The sequence below is a fragment of the Streptomyces drozdowiczii genome (assembly GCF_026167665.1).
In the GTDB taxonomy this organism is placed as follows: domain Bacteria; phylum Actinomycetota; class Actinomycetes; order Streptomycetales; family Streptomycetaceae; genus Streptomyces; species Streptomyces drozdowiczii_A.
In genome coordinates, this window is sequence record NZ_CP098740.1 from 757,891 (window position 1) to 778,609 (window position 20,719).

The 20,719-nt window shown below is 72.1% G+C and carries 16 protein-coding genes; 7 read left to right on the forward strand and 9 right to left on the reverse strand.

Going from position 1 to position 20,719, the window contains the following annotated elements:
• The first annotated feature begins 134 nt into the window (after positions 1–134).
• A complete protein-coding gene (locus tag NEH16_RS03455) occupies positions 135–2,495 on the forward strand; it encodes a Tex family protein (protein WP_265539075.1) in 2,361 nt (786 codons plus the stop codon).
• A 188-nt stretch (positions 2,496–2,683) separates the two neighbouring features.
• On the opposite strand, the gene NEH16_RS03460 is transcribed toward NEH16_RS03455, so the two are convergent.
• The 3 genes from NEH16_RS03460 to NEH16_RS03470 form a co-directional block, all read right to left on the reverse strand.
• On the reverse strand, positions 2,684–3,889 hold the full coding sequence (locus NEH16_RS03460; RefSeq protein ID WP_265539078.1) for an amidohydrolase: 1,206 nt from the start codon (positions 3,887–3,889) through the stop codon (positions 2,684–2,686).
• A gap of 35 nt (positions 3,890–3,924) precedes the next feature.
• Positions 3,925–4,593, reverse strand: coding sequence for a GntR family transcriptional regulator (locus NEH16_RS03465; protein ID WP_265547052.1), 669 nt, complete (start codon positions 4,591–4,593; stop codon positions 3,925–3,927).
• Between the two features lie 99 nt (positions 4,594–4,692).
• Positions 4,693–6,330, reverse strand: a complete 1,638-nt coding sequence (locus tag NEH16_RS03470) for an ABC-F family ATP-binding cassette domain-containing protein (RefSeq protein WP_265539080.1) — start codon at positions 6,328–6,330, stop codon at positions 4,693–4,695.
• Positions 6,331–6,407: 77 nt separating this feature from the next.
• Here NEH16_RS03470 and NEH16_RS03475 point away from each other — a divergent pair, with 77 nt between their 5' ends.
• Positions 6,408–7,331 carry an FAD-dependent oxidoreductase gene (locus NEH16_RS03475; protein ID WP_265547054.1) on the forward strand — a complete coding sequence of 308 codons (924 nt, stop codon included), beginning with the start codon at positions 6,408–6,410 and terminating at the stop codon, positions 7,329–7,331.
• A 309-nt stretch (positions 7,332–7,640) separates the two neighbouring features.
• Here NEH16_RS03475 and NEH16_RS03480 read toward each other — a convergent pair whose 3' ends face one another.
• The 3 genes from NEH16_RS03480 to NEH16_RS03490 all read right to left on the reverse strand — a co-directional run bounded on the left by NEH16_RS03480 (position 7,641) and on the right by NEH16_RS03490 (position 11,350).
• Positions 7,641–9,386: a BCCT family transporter gene (locus NEH16_RS03480; protein ID WP_265539082.1), complete on the reverse strand. Its 1,746-nt coding sequence runs from the start codon at positions 9,384–9,386 to the stop codon at positions 7,641–7,643.
• A 74-nt stretch (positions 9,387–9,460) separates the two neighbouring features.
• Positions 9,461–10,786, reverse strand: a complete 1,326-nt coding sequence (locus tag NEH16_RS03485) for a M14 family metallopeptidase (RefSeq protein WP_265539084.1) — start codon at positions 10,784–10,786, stop codon at positions 9,461–9,463.
• A gap of 207 nt (positions 10,787–10,993) precedes the next feature.
• Positions 10,994–11,350: a MerR family transcriptional regulator gene (locus NEH16_RS03490; protein ID WP_265539086.1), complete on the reverse strand. Its 357-nt coding sequence runs from the start codon at positions 11,348–11,350 to the stop codon at positions 10,994–10,996.
• Between the two features lie 59 nt (positions 11,351–11,409).
• Between NEH16_RS03490 and NEH16_RS03495 the strand changes: the two genes are divergently transcribed.
• The 4 genes from NEH16_RS03495 (at position 11,410) to NEH16_RS03510 (ending at position 15,900) form a co-directional block, all read left to right on the forward strand.
• The gene (locus tag NEH16_RS03495) at positions 11,410–12,642 is read left to right on the forward strand and encodes an MFS transporter (protein ID WP_265539089.1); all 1,233 of its coding nucleotides are present in this window, start codon (positions 11,410–11,412) and stop codon (positions 12,640–12,642) included.
• Between the two features lie 31 nt (positions 12,643–12,673).
• Positions 12,674–13,471: an alpha/beta fold hydrolase gene (locus NEH16_RS03500; protein WP_265539091.1), complete on the forward strand. Its 798-nt coding sequence runs from the start codon at positions 12,674–12,676 to the stop codon at positions 13,469–13,471.
• 150 nt (positions 13,472–13,621) lie between these two features.
• On the forward strand, positions 13,622–14,770 hold the full coding sequence (locus tag NEH16_RS03505; RefSeq protein WP_265539093.1) for an IS630 family transposase: 1,149 nt from the start codon (positions 13,622–13,624) through the stop codon (positions 14,768–14,770).
• A gap of 89 nt (positions 14,771–14,859) precedes the next feature.
• Entirely contained in the window at positions 14,860–15,900 is a 1,041-nt protein-coding gene (locus NEH16_RS03510) for a LacI family DNA-binding transcriptional regulator (RefSeq protein ID WP_265539095.1), read from the forward strand.
• Here the strand turns inward: NEH16_RS03510 and NEH16_RS03515 are convergent.
• A complete protein-coding gene (locus NEH16_RS03515; RefSeq protein ID WP_265539097.1) occupies positions 15,863–16,765 on the reverse strand; it encodes an oxygenase MpaB family protein in 903 nt (300 codons plus the stop codon). The two genes, NEH16_RS03510 and NEH16_RS03515, sit on opposite strands and share 38 nt — an antisense overlap.
• Before the next feature lie 49 nt (positions 16,766–16,814).
• Complete coding sequence (locus NEH16_RS03520) at positions 16,815–17,624, reverse strand: tetratricopeptide repeat protein (protein ID WP_265539099.1); 810 nt, start codon at positions 17,622–17,624, stop codon at positions 16,815–16,817.
• Positions 17,625–17,780: 156 nt separating this feature from the next.
• On the opposite strand from NEH16_RS03520, the gene NEH16_RS03525 reads away from it, so the two are divergent.
• Positions 17,781–18,512 carry a MerR family transcriptional regulator gene (locus NEH16_RS03525; protein WP_265539101.1) on the forward strand — a complete coding sequence of 244 codons (732 nt, stop codon included), beginning with the start codon at positions 17,781–17,783 and terminating at the stop codon, positions 18,510–18,512.
• An 18-nt stretch (positions 18,513–18,530) separates the two neighbouring features.
• Here the strand turns inward: NEH16_RS03525 and NEH16_RS03530 are convergent, their stop codons facing one another.
• Complete coding sequence (locus NEH16_RS03530) at positions 18,531–20,702, reverse strand: 3-hydroxyacyl-CoA dehydrogenase NAD-binding domain-containing protein (RefSeq protein WP_265539104.1); 2,172 nt, start codon at positions 20,700–20,702, stop codon at positions 18,531–18,533.
• Positions 20,703–20,719 lie beyond the last annotated feature (17 nt).

Below are 20,719 nucleotides of genomic sequence, written 5' to 3' on the forward strand. Positions count from 1 at the left end.
GTTCCCTGGGGTGGCCGGGCGACACGGCGCCCGGCCACCCGGCACAATGCAGGGCGTGTGGCTCCGGGACCGTCCCAGCGGCGGTCCGGGGCCCGACCAGCACAGCCAGCAGGAGAAGGCGAGTCGGTAGAACCGTGACGACGTCCATCGAAGGCAGGATCGCCGAGGAGCTCGGCGTACGCGAGCGACAGGTGAAGGCGGCCGTCGAGCTGCTCGACGGCGGGTCCACCGTGCCGTTCATCGCGCGCTACCGCAAGGAAGCGACCGAGATGCTCGACGACGCGCAGCTGCGCACGCTCGAGGAACGGCTGCGCTATCTGCGGGAGCTGGAGGAGCGCCGGACGGCGGTCCTCGAATCCGTACGGGAGCAGGGCAAGCTGGACGAGGCGCTGGAGGCGCGGATCCGGGCCGCCGACACGAAGGCGCGGCTGGAGGACATCTACCTCCCGTTCAAGCCGAAGCGGCGGACGAAGGCGCAGATCGCCCGGGAGGCCGGCCTCGAACCGCTCGCCTGCGGCCTGCTCGACGACCCCTCGGTGGACCCGCTCGCAGCAGCGGCGGCCTTCGTGGACGCGGACAAGGGTGTCGCGGACGCGGCGGCGGCCCTGGAGGGCGCCCGTGCCATCCTCACCGAGCGCTTCTCGGAGGACGCCGACCTCATCGGCGAGCTGCGCGAGCGCATGTGGACGCGCGGGCGGCTGGTGGCCCGGGTGCGGGACGGCAAGGAGGAGGCGGGCGCCAAGTTCGCGGACTACTTCGACTTCGCCGAGCCGTTCACCGCGCTGCCCTCGCACCGGGTCCTCGCGATGCTCCGGGGCGAGAAGGAGGACGTGCTCGACCTGGTCCTGGAGCCGGAGGAGCCGTCGGAGGAGCCCGGCCCGTCCTCGTACGAGAACATGGTCGCCCGGCGCTTCGGCGTGAACGACCGGGGGCGCCCGGGTGACAAGTGGCTGGCCGACACCGTGCGGTGGGCCTGGCGGACCCGGATCCTGGTGCACCTCGGCATCGACCTGCGGCTGCGGCTGCGTACGGCGGCGGAGGACGAGGCGGTACGCGTCTTCGCGTCGAACCTGCGCGATCTGCTGCTCGCCGCGCCGGCCGGGACGCGGGCCACGCTGGGGCTCGACCCCGGTTTCCGTACCGGGGTGAAGGTCGCCGTGGTGGACGCGACGGGCAAGGTCGTCGCGACCGACGTCATCCACCCGCACGTCCCGGCCAACAAGTGGGCCCAAGCCCTCGCCACGCTGGAGCGGCTGGCCCGGGAGCACCGGGTCGAGCTGATCGCCATCGGCAACGGCACGGCGTCCCGGGAGACGGACAAGCTCGCGGGTGAGCTGTGCGCGAAGCACCCGGAGCTGAAGCTGACGAAGGTGATGGTCTCGGAGGCGGGCGCCTCCGTGTACTCCGCCTCGGCGTTCGCCTCGCAGGAACTCCCCGACATGGACGTGTCGTTGCGCGGTGCCGTCTCGATCGCGCGCCGGCTCCAGGACCCGCTGGCCGAGCTGGTGAAGATCGACCCGAAGTCGATCGGCGTCGGGCAGTACCAGCACGACCTGTCCGAGGTGAAGCTCTCGCGGTCGCTGGACGCGGTGGTGGAGGACTGCGTGAACGGGGTCGGCGTCGACGTCAACACCGCGTCCGCGCCGCTGCTCTCCCGGGTCTCCGGCATCGGCTCGGGGCTCGCCGAGAACATCGTGGCGCACCGCGACGCGAATGGGCCGTTCCGGTCGCGCAAGGGCCTGAAGGACGTGGCCCGGCTGGGTCCGAAGGCGTACGAGCAGTGCGCGGGCTTCCTCCGCATTCGCGGCGACGACCCGCTCGACGCGTCGAGCGTGCACCCGGAGGCGTACCCGGTGGTGCGCGCGATGGTGAAGAAGACCGGCGGGGACGTGGCCGCGCTGATCGGCAACACGGGTGTCCTGCGGTCGTTGCGGGCCGACGACTTCGTGTCCGAGAAGTTCGGGCTGCCGACGGTGAGCGACATCCTGAAGGAGCTGGAGAAGCCCGGGCGCGACCCGCGCCCCGCCTTCAAGACCGCCACCTTCAAGGAGGGCGTCGAGAAGATCGGCGACCTGGAGGCCGGAATGGTGCTGGAGGGCGTCGTGACGAACGTCGCGGCGTTCGGGGCGTTCGTGGACGTCGGGGTGCATCAGGACGGGCTGGTGCATGTGTCGGCGATGTCGCGGACGTTCGTGAAGGATCCCCGGGATGTGGTGAAGCCGGGGGATGTGGTGCGGGTGAAGGTCATGGAGGTTGACATTCCGCGGAAGCGGATCTCGCTGACGCTGCGGTTGGACGACGAGCAGGCGGCCGGTGGCCGCGGCGCCTCTTCGGCGGGTGAGCGGGGTGGGCGGCCGCCTCGGCCCCGGCAGGGCGGCGGGGGTGGCGGCCGCCAGTCCCGTGGCGGCGGGGGGCGGTCCGCGCCGGCTGCGGCGCCGGCCAGTGGGGCGATGGCTGACGCGTTGCGGCGGGCGGGGTTGTTGAAGGGCGAGTAGGGGGTGGGGGTGGGGCGCGGGTTCGTTGCGCCTGCGGCGGGCCTGGCCCCCACCCCGCCCCTTCCCGAAACCGGGGCTCTGCCCCGGACCCCGCGCCTCAATCGCCGGCGGGGCTCGGTTTCGCGCCGGGGTGGGGTTTCGGGGCGCTGCCCTGGACCCCGCTCCTCAAGCGCCCCGGGCCCCGTTCCTCAAGCGCCGACGGGGCTGGAAGCCACCACGCGGCCCTCGTGCAGCACCGTGCGGTCCTCGCTGCGGTCCATTACCGCTGACGTCACCGTCTCGCCCTCCAGCAGGAGCAGGTCCGCCCGCGCGCCCACCGTGACGCCCGGGCGGTCCGTCGTGGAGGTCAGGCGGGGCGGGCCGCCCTGGAGGATGGACGCGCCGCCCATCGTGGCCACGGCCACCGTGTGTTCGATCAGGGCGTCGGCGCGGTAGCCGTTCGTGAAGGCCAGTTGCCAGGTGCGGTCCAGCATGTCGCCGTTGCCGTACGGAGACCAGAAGTCGCGCTGGCCGTCCTCGCCGAGGCCCACCCGGACGCCCGCGGCGGTCAGGTCGGCCAGGGGCAGGGAGTGGTGGCGGGCGGGGGCCACGGTCGCCATCGCGATGTCCAGTTCGGCGAACTCCTCGATCAGGCGGCGCGTCGTCGCCTCGTTCACCGAGCCCAGGTCGTACGCGTGCGAGAGGGTCACCCGGCCTGCCATGTCCAGGGCGCGCACCCGCTCCAGGATCAGGTCGACGCTGAACACCCCGAGGGCGCCCGGCTCGTGGAGGTGGATGTCGACCGGGGCGTGGTGGCGCTCCGCGAGGCCGAAGACGATGTCGAGGTGGCGTACGGGGTCGCGGTCCAGGGTGCACGGGTCGATGCCGCCGACCACGGCGGCGCCGGAGGACAGCGCCCGGTCCATCAGTTCCGGCACGCCCTTCTCGCGGAGCAGGCCCGCCTGCGGGAACGCCATGATCTCGACCTCGCACCGCCCGGCGTGCGCCTCCTTCGCCGCGAGGACGCCCTCGAAGCGTTCGAGGCCGCAGTCCGCGTCGATCTGGGCGTAGCTCCGTACGCGGGTGGTACCGCGCTCGATCATCCGGCCCAGGGTGTACGTGGCCCGGCGGGCGACGTCCCACTCGTCCTCGCGCCAGTGCTCGCGGTCGTTCAGCATCATGCCCCAGACGCCGGGGGCACCGGTGTGCGGGCGGAAGGGCAGTCCCATCCGCGTGGAGTCCAGGTGGCAGTGGACGTCCGAGAACGACGGCAGGGCGAGCCGTCCCCGGCCGGCCACCGTGTCCTCCGCGGCGGCCCGGGCCGGGTCGTGCGGGGTGATCGCGGTGATCACCCCGTCCTCGACGGTGAGGTCGCTGGGCTCTCCGCCCCACGGACGGACGTCGCTGATCAGCATGTGGCGCTTCTCCTGTGTGGGTGTGTGCGGTGGTGTCACTCGGGCGGGAGGATTCCGGACAGCGCCGTCAGGGACGGCTCCCGCCCCCGTTCGATGTGGGCGTACGCGAGTGCCCCGGCCAGGTCCGGCTTGCCCGCGTGGATCGCGGCGCAGATGTCCCGGTGCTCGGCGCACTGGACGCGCGGGTCGCGGCCGCCGGTGAGGCCGAACAGCCACTGCACCAGGCCGAGCGAGGGCTGTAGCGCGTCCCGGAGCAGCCGGTTGCCGGTCATCGCGACGATCTCCGCGTGCAGGGCGGTGTTGGCCGCGGGGATCTCCGCCGCGTCGCCCCGCGCGGTGGCGGCCTCCGCCGCCTCCATCGCGGCCCGCAGCGGCTCCCCGTCTCCTCCGGCCGCGCACGCCTCGGCGGCCCGGCGGGCGGCGAAGACCTCCAGGCTGAGGCGGAGGTCGAAGAGTTCGGCGACGTCCCGCAGCGAGAGGTCGCGCACGGAGGCGCCCCGGCGCGGGGACATGACGACCAGACCCTCACCGGTCAGCCGGGTGAGCGCCTCCCGGACCGGGATGCGGGAGACGCCCAGGCTCTCGGAGAGCTCGCGTTCGCGCAGCCGTGAGCCGGGCGGGTGCGCGCCGGACAGGATGCCGGCGCGGATTGCCCGCTCGGCGTGGTCGGCGTGCGAGGCGGCGGGGTCGCCCGCTGGAGTCATCACCCGGCGACCGTAGCACTTGGTATGCCAGACGCTACGGTCGCCGTACGCTCATGCGGAGACTGCGGACGCGATCTCCGTGCTTGGCATACCAAACACTCAGACCTCCGTCACCTTGCCCTCCGCCACCTCGATCCGGCGCGTCGTACGGACCGCTTCCAGCATCCGGCGGTCGTGCGTGACCAGGAGCAGCGTTCCGGTGTACGAGTCGAGCGCCGACTCCAGCTGTTCGATCGCCGGGAGGTCCAGGTGGTTCGTGGGCTCGTCCAGCACGAGGAGGTTGACGCCCCGGCCCTGGAGCAGGGCGAGCGCCGCCCGGGTGCGCTCGCCCGGTGAGAGGGTGGTCGCCGGGCGCATGACGTGGTCGGCGCGCAGCCCGAACTTGGCGAGCAGGGTGCGTACGTCGGCGGGCTCCGTCTCCGGGACCGCCGCGCAGAACGCCTCCAGCAGCGTCTCCGTGCCGTGGAAGAGCCGGCGCGCTTGGTCCACCTCGCCGACCACCACGCCGGAGCCCAGGGTCGCGTGCCCCGCGTCCAGCGGGAGGCGGCCGAGCAGCGCGGCCAGCAGGGTCGACTTCCCGGAGCCGTTGGCGCCCGTGATGGCGACCCGGTCCGCCCAGTCGATCTGGAGCGAGGCGGGGCCGAAGACGAAGTCGCCGCGTACGACGCGGGCCTCGCGGAGGGTGGCGACGACCGAACCGGAGCGGGGCGCGGAGGCGATCTCCATGCGCAGCTCCCACTCCTTGCGCGGCTCCTCCACCACGTCGAGCCGTTCGATCATGCGCTGCGTCTGCCGGGCCTTGGCGGCCTGCTTCTCGCTGGACTCGCTGCGGAACTTGCGGCCGATCTTGTCGGAGTCGGTGGCCTTGCGGCGGGCGTTCTTGACGCCCTTGTCCATCCAGGAGCGCTGCATCAGGGCGCGGCTCTCCAGTGCCGAGCGCTTGTCGGCGTACTCCTCGAACTCCTCGCGGGCGTGCCGCCGGGCGCGCTCGCGCTCCTCCAGGTAGGCCGCGTAGCCACCGCCGTACAGGTTGATCTGCTGCTGGGCCAGGTCGAGTTCGAGGACCTTGGTGACCGTGCGCATCAGGAACTCGCGGTCGTGGCTGATGACGACGGTGCCGGAGCGGAGGCCGGAGACGTACTTCTCCAGGCGTTCCAGGCCGTCCAGGTCCAGGTCGTTGGTGGGCTCGTCGAGCAGGAAGACGTCGTAGCGCGACAGCAGGAGCGAGGCGAGCCCGGCGCGGGCCGCCTGGCCGCCGGAGAGCGCGGTCATCGGCAGGTCGAGGCCGACGGTGAGGCCGAGTTCGGCGGCGGTCTCCTCGGCGCGCTCGTCGAGGTCCGCGCCGCCGAGGGAGAGCCAGCGCTCCAGGGACTCGGAGTACGCGTCGTCCGCGCCGGGGGCGCCCTCGACCAGGGCCTCCGTGGCGGCGTCCATGGCGGTCTGGGCCTCGGCGACGCCGGTCCGGCGGGCCAGGAACTCCCGTACGGTCTCGCCGGGCCGCCGCTCGGGCTCCTGGGGCAGGTGGCCGACGGTGGCGGTGGGCGGGGAGAGCCGCAGCTCGCCCTCCTCCGGCTGGTCGAGGCCGGCGAGCAGCCGGAGCAGGGACGATTTACCGGCGCCGTTGACTCCGACGAGACCGATCACGTCCCCGGGGGCGACGACGAGGTCGAGCCCGGCGAACAGCGTGCGGTCGCCGTGTCCGGCGGCGAGATCCTTGGCGACGAGAGTGGCAGTCATCAGGGTGCAGATCCTAATGTGCCGGGGGCGGCGCGCCGGGCGGGCGCCGAGGTGACGCGGACCGGGAGGCGGCAGTGGTGGCGGACGTGATCGTGGTGGGCGGCGGGGTCAGCGGGCTGACCACGGCGAAGGTGCTGGCCGAGCGGGGCCACCGGGTGCGGGTGTGGTCGCGGGAGCCGGCCGGCGAGACGACCTCGGCCGTGGCGGGCGCCCTGTGGTGGCCGTACCGGATCGAGCCGCTGGACCGCGTCGGCGACTGGTCGCTGGCCGCCCTGCGGTGGTACGAGGAGCTGGCCGTACGCCCGGAGGAGACCGGTGTACGGCTGGTCGTAGGGCTCCACCGGGGCGAGCGCCTGGCGAACCTCGGGGCGTGGGCCGGGGAGCTGAAGGACGCCGTGGAGACGGCCGACGGTCTGCGGTGCCGGCTGCCGCTGATCGACATGCCGGCGCACCTGGGGTGGCTGGAGGACCGGGTCCGGGCGGCCGGGGGCACGGTCGAGCGCCGCGCGGTCACCTCGTTCGCCCAGGCCGCCGCGGAGGCGGGGACGGTGGTGAACTGCGCCGGTATCGACGCCCGGGACCTGGTGCCGGATGCCGGGGTGCGTCCGGTGCGCGGGCAGTTGGTGCTGGTGGAGAACCCGGGGATCCGGGAGTGGTTCACGGAGGCCGACCCGGCGTCGAGCGAGACCACGTACTTCTTCCCGCAGCCGGGCCGCCTGGTGCTGGGCGGCACGGCGACGGCCGACGACTGGACCTCCGCGCCCGATCCCCGTACGGCCGAGGAGATAGTCGCCCGGTGCGCCCGGATCCGCCCGGAGATCGCCGACGCGAAGATCATCGGCCACCGCGTGGGCCTCCGCCCGTCCCGCGACGCGGGCGTCCGCATCGAGGCGGAGTCCCTGCCCGGAGGCGCCCGGCTGGTGCACAACTACGGACACGGAGGCGCGGGCGTGACGGTGGCCCTGGGCTGCGCACGGGAGGCGGCCCGGCTGGTGGAGTGAGGCGCCGGCGAAGCCGGCCCCTCACCCCGGGGCCGCCCGCCGCACCGGGGCCTGCCAGGCCCCGTGCCCGCGCCGTGCCGCCGACGGCTGGCGCACGGCAGACGGGGGCGGCCACGCCGGGCCGGGGCCCCGGCCCGGCGTGGCCGCCCCAGCCGCACGTAAAGGCAGCGCAGCCGCGCGGCGCGGCGGCAGCCGCCGCTTCGGGCGAGGTCTCGATGTCCCGCCTCCCCACCGCAGGAAGGGACCGCGCGCAGCGGCCGGGACGGCGTGGCCCGTCCCGGCCCGAGACCCGCCCGCCCTCGCGGCCCCTTACGCCGGGCTGGAGCCCCCCGGCTTGTCGCCGTCGTGGCGTTCCGTGGTGATCTGGCTGCCGCCCGGGCCGATGCGGATCTCGAAGTCGCCGTCGTACTTGGCGTGGCCCTCGATGACCGCCGACTCCACGGCCTCCACGCCGAACTCGCGGCGCACGATGAGGGGGTCCTGGCGCAGGTCGCGCATCAGAGCCACGCACATGCAGATCATGACGATGGTGAAGGGCGCCGCGACCAGGATGGTCAGGTTCTGGAGGCCCGCCAGGGCGTCCCCCTTGCCGTTGCCGATGAGGAGCATGATCGCGGCGACCGCGCCGGTGACGACGCCCCAGAAGATGACGACCCACTTGGCGGGTTCGAGGATGCCCTTCTGGGACAGGGTGCCCATCACGATGGACGCGGCGTCGGCGCCGGATACGAAGAAGATGCCGACGAGCACCATCACCAGGATGCTCATCAGCGTGGCGACGGGGAACTGCTGGAGCACGCCGAAGAGCTGCGCCTCCTGCGTGTCGGCGCCGCCCAGCTTGCCGCCCTCCTGGAGCTTGATCGCGGTGCCGCCGAAGATGGCGAACCAGATCAGGCTGACCGTGCTGGGCACCAGGATGACGCCGCCGATGAACTGGCGGATGGTGCGGCCCTTGCTGATGCGGGCGATGAACATGCCGACGAAGGGCGTCCAGGAGATCCACCAGGCCCAGTAGAAGACGGTCCAGCTGCCGAGCCAGTCGGCGACCTCGCCCTCACCGGTGGCCTCGGTTCGGCCCGCGAGTTGCGGGAGGTCGCCGAAGTAGGAGGCGATCGAGGTGGGGATGAGGTCGAGCACGATGATCGTGGGGCCCGCGATGAACACGAACACGGCCAGGATCAGGGCGAGCACCATGTTGATGTTGGACAGCCACTGGATGCCCTTCTCCACCCCGGAGACCGCCGAGGCGATGAACGCGACGGTCAGCACGGCGATGATCAGGACGAGCAGACCGGTGCCGGTCTTCTCCTTCCAGTTCAGCTCGTGGAAGCCGCTGCCGATCTGAAGGGCGCCGAGGCCCAGCGAGGCGGCCGAGCCGAAGAGGGTCGCGAAGATGGCCAGGATGTCGATGAACCGGCCGAGGCCGCCGTGGGCGTGCCGGGGCCCGATCAGCGGCTCGAAGACCGCGCTGATGGTCTGCCGCCTGCGCCGCCGGAACGTGCTGTACGCGATGCCGAGGCCGACCACCGCGTAGATCGCCCACGGGTGCAGCGTCCAGTGGAACAGGGTGGTGGCCATCGCCGTCTGCATCGCCTCCGCCGCGTCGGCGGGGCGGGTGCCGGGCGGCGGGTCGGTGAAGTGGGCGAGCGGCTCGCTGACCCCGTAGAACATCAGACCGATGCCCATGCCGGCGCTGAACATCATCGCGACCCAGGAGACCGTGCGGAACTCCGGTTCCTCGTCCTCATGGCCGAGCGTGATGTTTCCGTACCGGCTGATGGCGAGCCACAGAGCGAAGACCACGAACCCGGACGCGGCCAGCATGAACGCCCAACCGCCGTTGTGGATGAGCCCGTTGAGGGCCTTGTCGGAGACATCCTCCAGCGAGTCGGTGGCGGTGGCCCCCCAGATGACGAAGGCCAGGGTGAGGCAGGCCGTAACGCCGAACACCACCCGGTCGGTGACGGGGCGCCGGCCGTGGCCCGGTTCTCCGGAGAGGTCGGCCGTCACCGACACATCCCCTCTGCCGCCCGTTCTCTGATCGTCCTGCGACACGAATGGCACCTTTCACGGAAGCCGACAAATAGCTCTCCGTAGGCAGTACCACACCCAAAGCACATCTTTCGGGATCAACAAGCGGTATCGGGTTGACCGTTTGTGAGGTGATATGCGGCCCGCCCGTCCAACAGGAGCGGGATCAGCTTCCGGGCGGGCTGCCGCAGGGGTACGTAGACCCCGTCGCCGACGGGCCGGGAGGTGACGGCGTGCAGCGCGAGTTCGTCCCGGACGCCCGCGAACTGCTCCGCCGTGAGGCGGTAGCCGCACGGCGGGTCGGTGAGGATGTCGTCCGGCGCAGCGGGCTCGTCGTCCGAGCCCCCGAGGAACACGGGCCCGCGGTCCTCGGCCCCGGCCGCGCGGGAGGCGGCCGTGGCGGCGGCGATGCCCGCCCGCCGCTCGTCCGCGTACCGGAAGAGCGCCCTGAGGACGACGAGTTGGGAGGTCACGCGGCGGCGGGCATTGAGGGCGGGGTCGGCGCGCTCCTCGGCGGAGAGCGCGTCCGTACGGGATTCGGCCAGCAGTCCGACCGCGTGGGTGAGGCCGGCGATGTTGCGCAGGATGCGCTCCTGGCCGTCGCCGGCCGTCCGCTTGACCGGGCGGCCGGTGGCCGGATCGGTCCACACGCCGTACAGACCGGCACCGAAGCCGGCCTTCTCGGCGGCGGGCCGCACCCGGTCCAGGGCCAGCGCCCGCGCCTCGTCGTGCAGCCGTGGGTCGGTGTTGGGGTTGCGGGGCCACAGGACGAGCAGGTCCTTGTCGTAGTACGGCGCGGTCGCGGCGTACTCGTGCAAGTCCGCGACCACATCGGGCTCGTGGTCGCGGAGTACGGCGGCGAGGGCACGGGCCTCGGGGCTGCGCAGGGCGAGGTGGTCGCGGTTGACGTCCACGCCGTCGGCGTTGGTACGGGTGCCCGCGGCCAGGCCGTCGGGGTTGGCGGTGGGCACCACCAGGATCTCGGTCCGGGCGAGCAGGGCGCGGGTGCGGGCGTCGGCGGCGTAGGCCAGGTCCCGGACCGTGCTCAGGCACGCCTCCCGCGCGGCGGGTTCGTCGCCGTGCTGGCCGCAGACCAGGAGCACGGTGAGCGCGTCGGGGTCGGTGCTGCCGATCCGGACGAGGCGCAGGGGGCGGCCCCGGGCCGTGGTGCCGATCCGCCGCACGAAGACGTGGTCGCCGCGCCGGGCGAGGGCCGCGAGCAGGGACGCCTCCTCGGACTGCCGGGTCCATCGGGCTCCGCCGGAGAGCTCGAAGCCGGTGCGGGGCGCGGTGGTGCGGGCGGCGTCCGAGGGGACGCCGAGCAGGGGGACGGTGAGCGCGGCGGTGGCGACCGCCAGGGCGAGATCGCGTGCACGGCCGCGCCGGGGCAGCCGCCGTCCCCCGGCCGTCGGCGCGATCGGCATGGGCGGAAGGTACTGCGGCGCCGTTCGGGGCGATAGCCCCGTGCACGGGCGATTTCCGGAAACGGGCAGGCGGCCCGGGCCGGTTGGGCCCCGGGACAGCCCTTAGTGGTCAGCTCCGGAAGTCTTTCGGGGGTTGACTCCGGAGGAGCGCGTGTGGGTTCAGGACCTACACGCAGGGTCGCTGTGATCGGTTCCCCGGGGCGCTGATCAGGTGGCCGGGGCTGCGGCGATGACGGTGTCGAGCATGGTCCGTGAAGCCTGCAGTTCGTTGATGGCGTGAGTGATGCGTTCACGCTCTTGCTGCAGTTCGGTGATGGTGTCGGAGCATATGGGGGTGAGGGTCGGTCCGTCGATGCTGACGCAGGGCAGGATCTTGGCGATGATCGTCGTGGACAGGCCGGAGGCCAGCAGGCTGCGGATGCTCCGGACGGTGTCGATGTCGACCTCGTTGTAGACGCGGTAGCCGCTGGGGAGCCGGGTCGGGTGGAGGAGGCCCTGTTCTTCGTAGTAGCGGAGCAGCCGTTCGCTGACGCCGGTTCGCCGGACCATCTCTCCGATGCGCATGTGACCTGCACCTCACCGCGTTGACTCTCACATTGATGTGAGACTTTAGCGTCGGCCGCATGACGATGAACAGCGCGGTCACGATGACCGGTATCCCTCCCGCCCCGGCGCGGCGCCGCGCGGTACTGACTCTGCTGACGGCCTGCGTGTTCGTGGTGGGCACCGCGGAGTGGGTGATGGTCGGCCTGCTGCCGGAGCTGTCGACGGATCTGCACCGCCCGCTGCCGACCGTCGGGGTGCTGGTGACGGTGTACGCCCTGGTGGTCACGGTCGCCGGACCGCTGGTCACCCTGGGGATGCTGGGCATCGCCCGCCACCGCACGCTGCTGATCTTGCTGGGCGTGTTCGTCGCAGGCAACGCCGCCGCAGCTTTGGCCACCGGGTTCGGCGTCCTGGCGGCGGCGAGGATGCTGACTGCCCTGACGCACAGCACGGTCTTCGCGACGGCATTGGTGATCGCGGTGACTACCGTTCCAGCGGGGCACCGCGGGCGTGCCATCGCCATGGTGACGGCCGGCTGGAACCTCGCCACGGTCCTTGGCGCTCCGCTGGGTACCTGGATCGGAGACCACTACGGCTGGCGGACCACCTTTGCCGGCATCGCCATCCTGGGCGCCGCCCTCCTCGTTGCTACCAGTGTGCTGGTCCGTCCGACAGCACCTCGACCAGCCGGCCGACCCGGCGGCGAGGTCCGGGAGATCCTCAAGCCCAGAGTGGCCGCCGTGTTGGCGATCATCGTGGTCGCGCAGGCCGGCCTGTTCACCACCTACACCTACATCGCTCCGCTGCTGCGTGAGGTCAGCGGGTTCACCGCCTCCGCGGTCACGATGCTGCTCGCGCTCTTCGGCCTGGGCTCCGTAGTCGGCAACATCCTCGGCGGCCGCCTGGCCGACCGCGCCCCGAGGGCAGCGTTGTGCGCGCTGCTTGCCGCCCTCGCCGCTGTGCTGGCCGCATTCACGCTCACCAGCCAGAGCCGCTGGGCAGCCGGTGCCACCGTACTCATACTCGGCGTCATCGCCGCCGCCTTGATCCCGCTGCTGCAAGACCGCGCACTGGCGTCCGCCCCCGAGGCGCCCACCCTGGTCACGGCGATCAGCGCCTCCGCGTTCAACCTCGGGGTCGCAGCCGGATCCACCCTCGGCGGTCAAGCCGTCACCGCCGGCTCCTCACTCGGCGACCTGCCGTGGATCGGCGCGCTGGTGACGCTCGCGGCCGTCGGCCTCGCCGCCACTACTGCCGCCCGGCGGCGCTGCGGTCAGCCCCGCACCCCGACGACCTGCTCCGTCCAGTAACCCCCTGAGAACCCGAAGGAGAGACATCCACATGTCCTCGACTGCTCTGCCTTCTTCCTCCCTCGGCCGCATCGTGCGCGGCACCGGCCCGGGCCTGCTGCTCGCCCACGGCGCCGGCGGAGGCATCGACGCCAACTTCGGCCCCATCATGGCGAGCCTCGCCGCCCACCACACCGTCGTGGGACCGGACTATCCCGGCACCGGCCGCACCCCCCGCGCCGAAGCCCCCCTCGCCCTGGACGCCCTGGCCGACGCCCTGGTAGCTGCCGCCGTCGAGGAGAACGTCGACACCTTCGCCATCGCCGGATACTCGCTCGGCAGCCCCGTCGCCATCCGTGCCGCCACCCGCCACCCCGACCGCGTCACCGGCCTCGTCCTGACCGCCGGCTTCACCCACCCCAATCCGCGGTTTCTGCTGGCCGCCCGGCTCTGGCGCGACCTGCTTCGCTCAGGCGACCTCGAACGGCTGGCCTCGTTCGTGTCCCTGATCGGCCTGAGCGCCCCCGCCTTGGACGCCATCGGTCAGGACGACCTCGACACCGCCTTGAAGGCCACCACGACCACGATCCCGCCCGGCACGCTCGAGCACCTGGACCTACTCATCGACCGGGTTGACGTCCGCGAAGACCTGGCTGCCATCAGGGTGCCAACCATGGTCATCTCCACCACGCTCGACCAGCTGGTCACGCCCTTTCACCACCGGCAACTCGCCGACATGATCCCGGGCGCCGAGTACGCCGAACTCTCCACGGGACACCTGCCCTTCGTCGAACGCCCCGAGGAATGGTCCGCGCTCCTCCTCGACTTCCTCGGCAACGCTTCTGCCTGACGAGGGCCCCACAGCCTCCCCACGGGGACCGCGGCCGCCGGATGCTGCCCAGGCCAGAAGACGGCCAGCAGCATCCGGTACCGCCGCCAGAACGTTGCACGACACCTTTTGACGACAGGCCGTCTGTTCACCATGCCCATACGTTCCGCCGTGACGGTGTTGCCAACCGCTGCCGAACGCCACCGACTGAAGAAGATGGCCTATGGGCACAAGACCCCTCACCAGACCAGGCAGCGTGCCACCATAGTCCTCCTCGCAGCACGCGGCCGGGCAAACGCCAAGATCGCCGTCGACACCCGTCTGCATGTGGACACGGTGCGCACCTGGCGCGGACGCTTCGCACACGGCGGCGTACCGGCTCTGACCGACCGCAGACGTTCCGGGCGCCCAGCGCGGTTCACTCCCGTACAGGTCGCCGAGGCCAAAGCACTGGCCTGCCAGCTCCCGGCCGAGGGCGGGCTGCCGCTGTCGCGTTGGTCCTGCCCGGAGCTGGCCGCCGAGCTGACAGGGCGCGGGATCATCGACAGCATCTCGGCTTCTATTGTGCGCCGTTGGCTGCGCCAGGATGCACTCAAGCCCTGGCAGTATCGTTCCTGGATCTTCATCCGCGACCCCGTCTTCCGCACCAAGGCCCAACGGGTCCTTGACCTGTACGCCCGCACATTCGACGGAGTCGCGCTGAGCACGGACGAGTACGTCATCTCCAGTGACGAGAAGACCTCCGTGCAGGCACGCTGCCGCTGCCACCCGACCCTGGCCCCCGGCCAGGCCCGAGCGATGCGGGTCAACCACGAGTACGGCCGCGGTGGTGCTCTTGCCTACTTGGCCGCCTACGACGTCCGCCAGGCCCAGGTCTTCGGGCGCTGCGAGGCGACCACCGGCATCGTGCCGTTCATGAACCTCGTCGAACAGGTCATGAGCCGCGAGCCCTACGCCAGCGCGAAACGCGTCTTCTGGGTCGTCGACAACGGCTCCTCGCATCGCGGTCAGAAATCTATCGACCGCCTTGCCACCAGGTTCCCGAACACTGTCCTGGTGCACACCCCGGTCCACGCCTCCTGGTTGAACCAAATAGAGATCTTCTTCTCCATCGTGCAACGCAAGGTCGTCCAGCCCAACGACTTCACCAACCTTGCCGAAGTCAGGGACCGGCTCCGAAGGTTCGAAGAGCGCTACAACGCCACGGCACAGCCGTTCCAGTGGAAGTTCACCACCTCCGACCTGGACGATCTGCTGGCCCGGCTCGACCGGCACACCGCCGATCTCCACGACCAATCCTCCGTGGCACCGACAACATGATCCACCCCCGAAGGACTTTCGGAGCCGACCACTTAGGCTGGCGGGGCCGGCCGACCGGCCGGACCCGATGTACGACTGAGGAGCGCCCCTTGCCCGGTCCGTCCCCCGATGCCCCGCTCCCCGCACGTCCCACGCTGGAAGCGGTGGCGGCCCGTGCCGGAGTCTCGCGGGCGACGGCGTCCCGGGTGGTGAACGGGGGCGCGGGCGTCCGGCAGCCGCTCGTGGACCAGGTACGCAAGGCGGTCGAGGAGCTGGGCTACGTCCCGAACCACGCGGCGCGCACCCTGGTGACCCGGCGCAACGGGGCGGTGGCCGTGATCATCGACGAGCCCGAGGCGCGGATCTTCTCCGACCCGTTCTTCTCCCAGCACATCCGGGGCATCAGCCGTGAACTGAACGCGCACGACGCCCAGTTGGTGCTGCTCCTGGTGGAGGGCCGGGGCGACTTCGAGCGGGTCAGCCGCTATCTGGGCGGCGGCCATGTGGACGGGGTGCTGGCCTTCTCGCTGCACACCGACGACGAACTCCCGGCCGCCATACGGCGTTTCCGCGTCCCGGTGGTGTACGGCGGCAGGCCCGGGCGGCCGGGCGCGCCGACCGACGCGGTGCCTTTCGTGGACTGCGACAACCGGGGCGGCGCGCGGGAGGCCGTACGGCATCTGGCCGGGCTCGGCCGCCGGAACATCGCGCACATCGCGGGCCCCCGCGACCAGACTTCGGCGCTGGACCGGATCGACGGCTACACGGACGTCCTGCCGGACGCCGATCCGGCGCTGCTCATCGACGGCGACTTCACGGTGGAGGGCGGCGCCCGGGCGATGGCCGAGCTGCTGGAGCGGCGGCCGGACGTGGACGCGGTGTTCGTGGCGAACGACCTGATGGCGTCGGGCGCGCTGCGGGTGCTGCGGGAGCGGGGGCGGCGGGTGCCGCAGGACGTGGCGCTGGTCGGCTTCGACGACATGGAGTCGGTCGCCGAGGCCACGGACCCGCCGTTGACGACGATACGTCAGGACGTGGTGGGCATGGGCCGGTTGATGGTCCGGCTGCTGATGGAACGGCTGGAGGACGGGGGCGCCGGACCGGAGTCGGTGATCACGCCGACGCGGCTGGTCCGCCGCGCCTCGGCCTGAGCCCGCCGCCGCGTACGGCTGCCCGGTGCGCCGCCCGGGCGCGCCGGGCCCGGGGCAGGTAGCGCAGCCGCTCCGGCAGGACGGGCACGAGCAGCCGGACCACCGCGCAGAACCGCCGCAGGGCGCGCTCCTGCGCGTCGGTCCACTCCAGGCCGATGGCCTCGCGGGCGTCGGGCGGCATCAGCCCGACGGTGAGGAACGAGCGGAACCGGGCGAGCGGCGGGAGCAGCACCGGCCACACCGCCCCGAGCAGCAGCCGCAGCGCCCAGGGACCCCGGTCCGGCGGCGGGACCGCGGTGTCGGTGGCGACGAGTTCCGCTACGACGGGGGTCTTCTCGATCTCGTCGGCCAGCATGGCGCGGTAGTACGGCCAGAACTCCTCGATCGTCTGCGGCATGTCCCGGTCCTGGATGCCGAGCACCCGGCCCACCTGGAGCCATTCCGCGTACAGGGCGCGCTCCTGCGCGCGGCTGAGCGGGCGCAGGAGGTAGCGGGCGCCGTGCCGGTAGACAGGGTAGCCGGTGGCGTGCACCCAGGCGTAGTTCGCCGGGGTCAGGGCGTGGTAGGGGCGGCCCCGGGTGTCGGTGCCCTGGATGGTGCGGTGCAGCCGGCGGAGCCTGCGCCCCTCCTCGGCGGCCTCCTCGCCTCCGTACACCCAGAGCTGGAGCGAGCTGAGCGAGCGCTCGCCGCGTCCCCAGGGGTCCGTGCGGAACACGGAGTGCTCGTCCACGCCCGCGCCGACGGCGGGGTGGGCGACCTGGAGGGTGAGGGCGGCGGGCAGCATCAACAGGGCCCGCACGTCGCCGGACAGGCTCCACAGCACGCCGCCGGGCGGGGGCGGCGCGGGCTCGTTCGTGTTGTTCATGCGGTGCTCCCGGCGGTGGCGTCGACGGCACTGATGGTGAGGCGCCCGGTCAGGCGGGGTCGCAGCGGGCCAGCAGCTCCCGGGCCTCCGCGGTGCGGTGGTGGTCCGGCCCGACGGTGGCCAGGCAGGCGGCGAGGGCGGCATCGGCCCGGGTGCGGGCTTCGGCGGCGCGGCCCAGGCCCAGCAGGGCGGTGCCGGTGACCAGGTGCAGGGCGCCGTCGTCCGTGACGCGCTGCCCATCGGTCAGGGCGCGGTGCAGTTCGCCGGCGGTCGCGGCCTCGGCGAGCGCTTCCTCGTAGCGTTCCTGGCCGTTGAGGCTGCGGGCAAGGCCGAGCTGGAGCACATGGCGGACGTGGGGTGTCGCGGCCGGTTCCGCCAGGGCTTCACGGGCCAGCGCCTCGGCCTTCATGTGCTGTCCCAGCTTGTTGAGGGCGTAGACGAGTCCGTTCGTGGCGGCGGCCGCGACGAGCCGTGTGTCCTCGTCCGTGGCGCCGGCCGTGGCGCGGACGACGGCCTCGCACTCCGCCACGCACTCGGCGTGCCGGCCCCCCGCGGCCAGTTGCTGGGCGCGGTCGGAGCGGAGTTTCAGGGTCTGCCAGTGCTCGGCGCCGTAGAACTCGTGGGAGGCCGCGAGGGCCTCCTCGTACTCGCTGACGGCTTCCGTGTGGCGGCCCTGGGCTCCGGTCGAGATGGCGATCACCGTCCGCGCCACCACGAGTTCCTCCCCGGACAGAGACGACCGGATCAGGGCACGCCCCTCCTTCTCCGCCTGGGCGTACTGCCCGGCGTGGAACAGCTCGGCGAGCCGGAAGACGGGGGACGGCTTCGTACGTCTGGCGCGCGATCGGAAGAACTTCATGCCCGGAGCTTAGGGAGGGCGCGCGCGGGGCCCGGCAGGGGGTGGGGCCTTCCGGCTCGGGCGGCGAGCGGCGGCGGGCGGCGGCCCGGTCGCACTTTCACATCGGTGGTGAGACAGCAATACTGTTGCACCGGGCACCGGACACGAGGAGCGGACATGGCGACCGAGGCCGAGGAGCCGAAGCTCACCGTCGACGAGCTGGCGGCTCGTGCCGGGGTGACCGTGCGGACGGTGCGGTTCTACAGCACCCGGGGGCTGTTGCCGCCGCCGGTGATCGGGCCGCGCCGGGTCGGGCACTACGGGCACGACCACCTGTCGCGGCTGGCGCTCATCGAGGAGCTTCAGCACCAGGGCATGACGCTCGCCGCGATCGAACGGTATCTGGAGCAGCTGCCGCCCGACCTCAGCGCCCACGATCTGGCCATCCACCGGGCCCTGGTCGCCTCGTGGGCGCCGGACTCGCCGGAGGACGCCTCGCGGGCGGAGCTGGAGCGGCGGGCCGGGCGGTCGCTGAGCGGCCAGGACCTCGACCGGCTGGCCGCGATGGGGGTGCTGGAGCGGTCCGCGCCCGAGGACGGGGTCTTCCGGCTGGATCCGGGGCTGCTCCGGCTCGGCGTGGAGCTGCTCGACGTGCCGATCGCGCACGAGACGATCCTCGCCGCCCGTACGGTCCTGCTGGAGCACACGCGCTCGGCCGCGCAGGAGCTGACCCGGCTCTTCCGGGACGAGGTGTGGAATCCGTACCGGGAGCGGGAGGCGGACCCCGAGCACGTCAAGGCGATGAAGTCGCTGTCCGCGCACATGCAGCCGATGGTGCTCCAGGCCCTGGTGACCGCGTTCCAGCGGTCGCTGAAGGAGGAGCTGCGGGCCGCGTTCACCACGGAGTGAACGCGGCCTCGCGTCGGGTCAGTCGTGGAAGGTCTCGCCCTTCTCCGCCTTCTCCACCAGCAGCGCGGGCGGCAGGAAGCGGTCCCCGTAGCGCTCGGCGAGCTCCCGGGCGCGGGCCACGAAGCCGGGCAGGCCGCCCTCGTAACCGTTGATGTACTGGAGCACGCCGCCGGTCCACGGCGGGAAGCCGATGCCCATGATGGAGCCGATGTTGGCGTCGGCGACGGTGATGAGGACGTTCTCCTCCAGGCAGCGGACGCTGTCCAGCGCCTCGGAGAAGAGCATGCGCTCCTGCATGTCGGTGAACGGGATCTCGGTGTCCGGCTTCGTGAAGTGCTCGCGCAGGCCCGGCCACAGACGCGTCCGCTTGCCCGCCTCGTCGTACTCGTAGAAGCCCGCGCCGCCGCTGCGGCCGGGGCGGCCGAACTCGTCGACCATGCGGTCGATCACCTCGTCCGCCGGGTGGCCGGGCCAGGTGCCGCCCGCCTCCTCGACGGCCTTGCGGGTCTCGTTGCGGATCTTGCGCGGCAGGGTGAGCGTCAGCTCGTCCATCAGCGAGAGCACCTTGGCCGGGTAGCCGGCCTGCGCGGCGGCCTGCTCGACGGAGGCGGGTTCGACGCCCTCGCCGACCATCGCCACGCCCTCGTTGATGAACTGGCCGATGACGCGCGAGGTGAAGAAGCCGCGCGAGTCGTTGACGACGATCGGGGTCTTCTTGATCCGGCGGACCAGGTCGAACGCGCGGGCCAGCGCCTCGTCGCCGGTCTTCTCGCCCTTGATGATCTCGACCAGCGGCATCTTGTCGACCGGAGAGAAGAAGTGCAGCCCGATGAAGTCGGCGGGGCGCGAGACGCCCTCGGCGAGGACGGTGATCGGGAGGGTGGAGGTGTTGGAGCAGAGCAGCGCGTCGGGCTCGATGACGTCCTGGATCTCCTGGAACACCTTGTGCTTGAGGGCGGTGTCCTCGAAGACGGCCTCGATCACCGCGTCGCAGCCCGCGAGGTCGGCCACGTCACCGGTCGGGGTGATGCGGGCCAGCAGCTCGTCCCGCTTGGCCTCGGTCGTACGGCCCCGGGACAGCGCCTTGTCGAGCAGCTTCTCGCTGTACGCCTTGCCCTTGGCGGCGGCCTCGGCGGAGACGTCCTTGAGGACGACCTCGATCCCGGCCTTGGCGCAGGAGTACGCGATGCCCGCGCCCATCATGCCCGCGCCGAGGACGGCGACCTTGCGGACCTGGCGCTCCTCGATGCCCTTGGGGCGGCTGGCACCGGAGTTGACGGCCTGGAGGTCGAAGAAGAACGCCTGGATCATGTTCTTGGAGACCTGGCCGGTGACCAGCTCGGTGAAGTACCGGGCCTCGATGGTCAGCGCGGTCTCGAAGTCGACCTGGGAGCCCTCGACGGCGGCGGCGAGGATGTTGCGCGGCGCGGGCATGGGCGCGCCCGCGATCTGCTTCTTCAGGTTCGACGGGAAGGCCGGCAGGTTCGCGGCGAACTTCGGGTGCGACGGAGTGCCGCCGGGGATCTTGTAGCCCTTGACGTCCCAGGGCTGCTGGGACTCGGGGTGGGCGTCGATGAAGGCGCGGGCCTTCTCCAGCATCTCCTCGGGCGTGGCGGCGACCTCGTGGACGAGGCCGTTCTCCTGTGCGCGGCGCGGGGTGTACTGGGTGCCCTGGAGGAGGACCTTGAGCAGGGCGTCCGCGATGCCCATGAGGCGCACGGTGCGGGTGACGCCGCCGCCCGCGGGGAGCAGGCCGAGGGTGACCTCGGGGAGGCCGATGCGGGAGCCGGGGGCGTCGAGGGCGATGCGGTGGTGGGAGGCGAGCGCGATCTCGTAACCGCCGCCGAGGGCCGCGCCGTTGATGGCGGCGACGACCGGCTTGCCGAGGGTCTCGATGCGGCGCAGGGAGTTCTTGATGGCGGTGCCGGTGTCGAACGCGAGCTGAGCGCTCGAAGGACCGATCCTGATCATGTCCTTGAGGTCGCCGCCGGCGAAGAAGGTCTTCTTGGCGGAGGTGTAGATGATGCCCCGGATGGAGTCCTTCTCGGCCTCGGCGCGGTCCGCGACGGCCGCGATGGAGTCCTTGAACGCCTGGTTCATCGTGTTGGCGGACTGGTTGGGATCGTCCAGTACGAGGGTGACGACGCCGGTCTCGTCCTGTTCCCAGCGGATGGTCGTGCTCTCGGTCATGGGTGTGTCTTCTCCGT

Excerpts from the sequence above, each read along its gene's own strand:
- NEH16_RS03525 (WP_265539101.1), top strand. The coding sequence starts at position 17,781 with ATGGCGACCGAGGCCGAGGAGCCGAAGCTCACCGTCGACGAGCTGGCG.
- NEH16_RS03485 (WP_265539084.1), bottom strand. The coding sequence starts at position 10,786 with ATGCCGATCGCGCCGACGGCCGGGGGACGGCGGCTGCCCCGGCGCGGC.
- NEH16_RS03520 (WP_265539099.1), bottom strand. The coding sequence starts at position 17,624 with ATGAAGTTCTTCCGATCGCGCGCCAGACGTACGAAGCCGTCCCCCGTC.
- NEH16_RS03470 (WP_265539080.1), bottom strand. The coding sequence starts at position 6,330 with ATGACTGCCACTCTCGTCGCCAAGGATCTCGCCGCCGGACACGGCGAC.
- NEH16_RS03460 (WP_265539078.1), bottom strand. The coding sequence starts at position 3,889 with ATGCTGATCAGCGACGTCCGTCCGTGGGGCGGAGAGCCCAGCGACCTC.
- NEH16_RS03530 (WP_265539104.1), bottom strand. The coding sequence starts at position 20,702 with ATGACCGAGAGCACGACCATCCGCTGGGAACAGGACGAGACCGGCGTC.
- NEH16_RS03495 (WP_265539089.1), top strand. The coding sequence starts at position 11,410 with ATGACGATGAACAGCGCGGTCACGATGACCGGTATCCCTCCCGCCCCG.
- NEH16_RS03515 (WP_265539097.1), bottom strand. The coding sequence starts at position 16,765 with ATGAACAACACGAACGAGCCCGCGCCGCCCCCGCCCGGCGGCGTGCTG.
- NEH16_RS03500 (WP_265539091.1), top strand. The coding sequence starts at position 12,674 with ATGTCCTCGACTGCTCTGCCTTCTTCCTCCCTCGGCCGCATCGTGCGC.
- NEH16_RS03465 (WP_265547052.1), bottom strand. The coding sequence starts at position 4,593 with ATGACTCCAGCGGGCGACCCCGCCGCCTCGCACGCCGACCACGCCGAG.
- NEH16_RS03490 (WP_265539086.1), bottom strand. The coding sequence starts at position 11,350 with ATGCGCATCGGAGAGATGGTCCGGCGAACCGGCGTCAGCGAACGGCTG.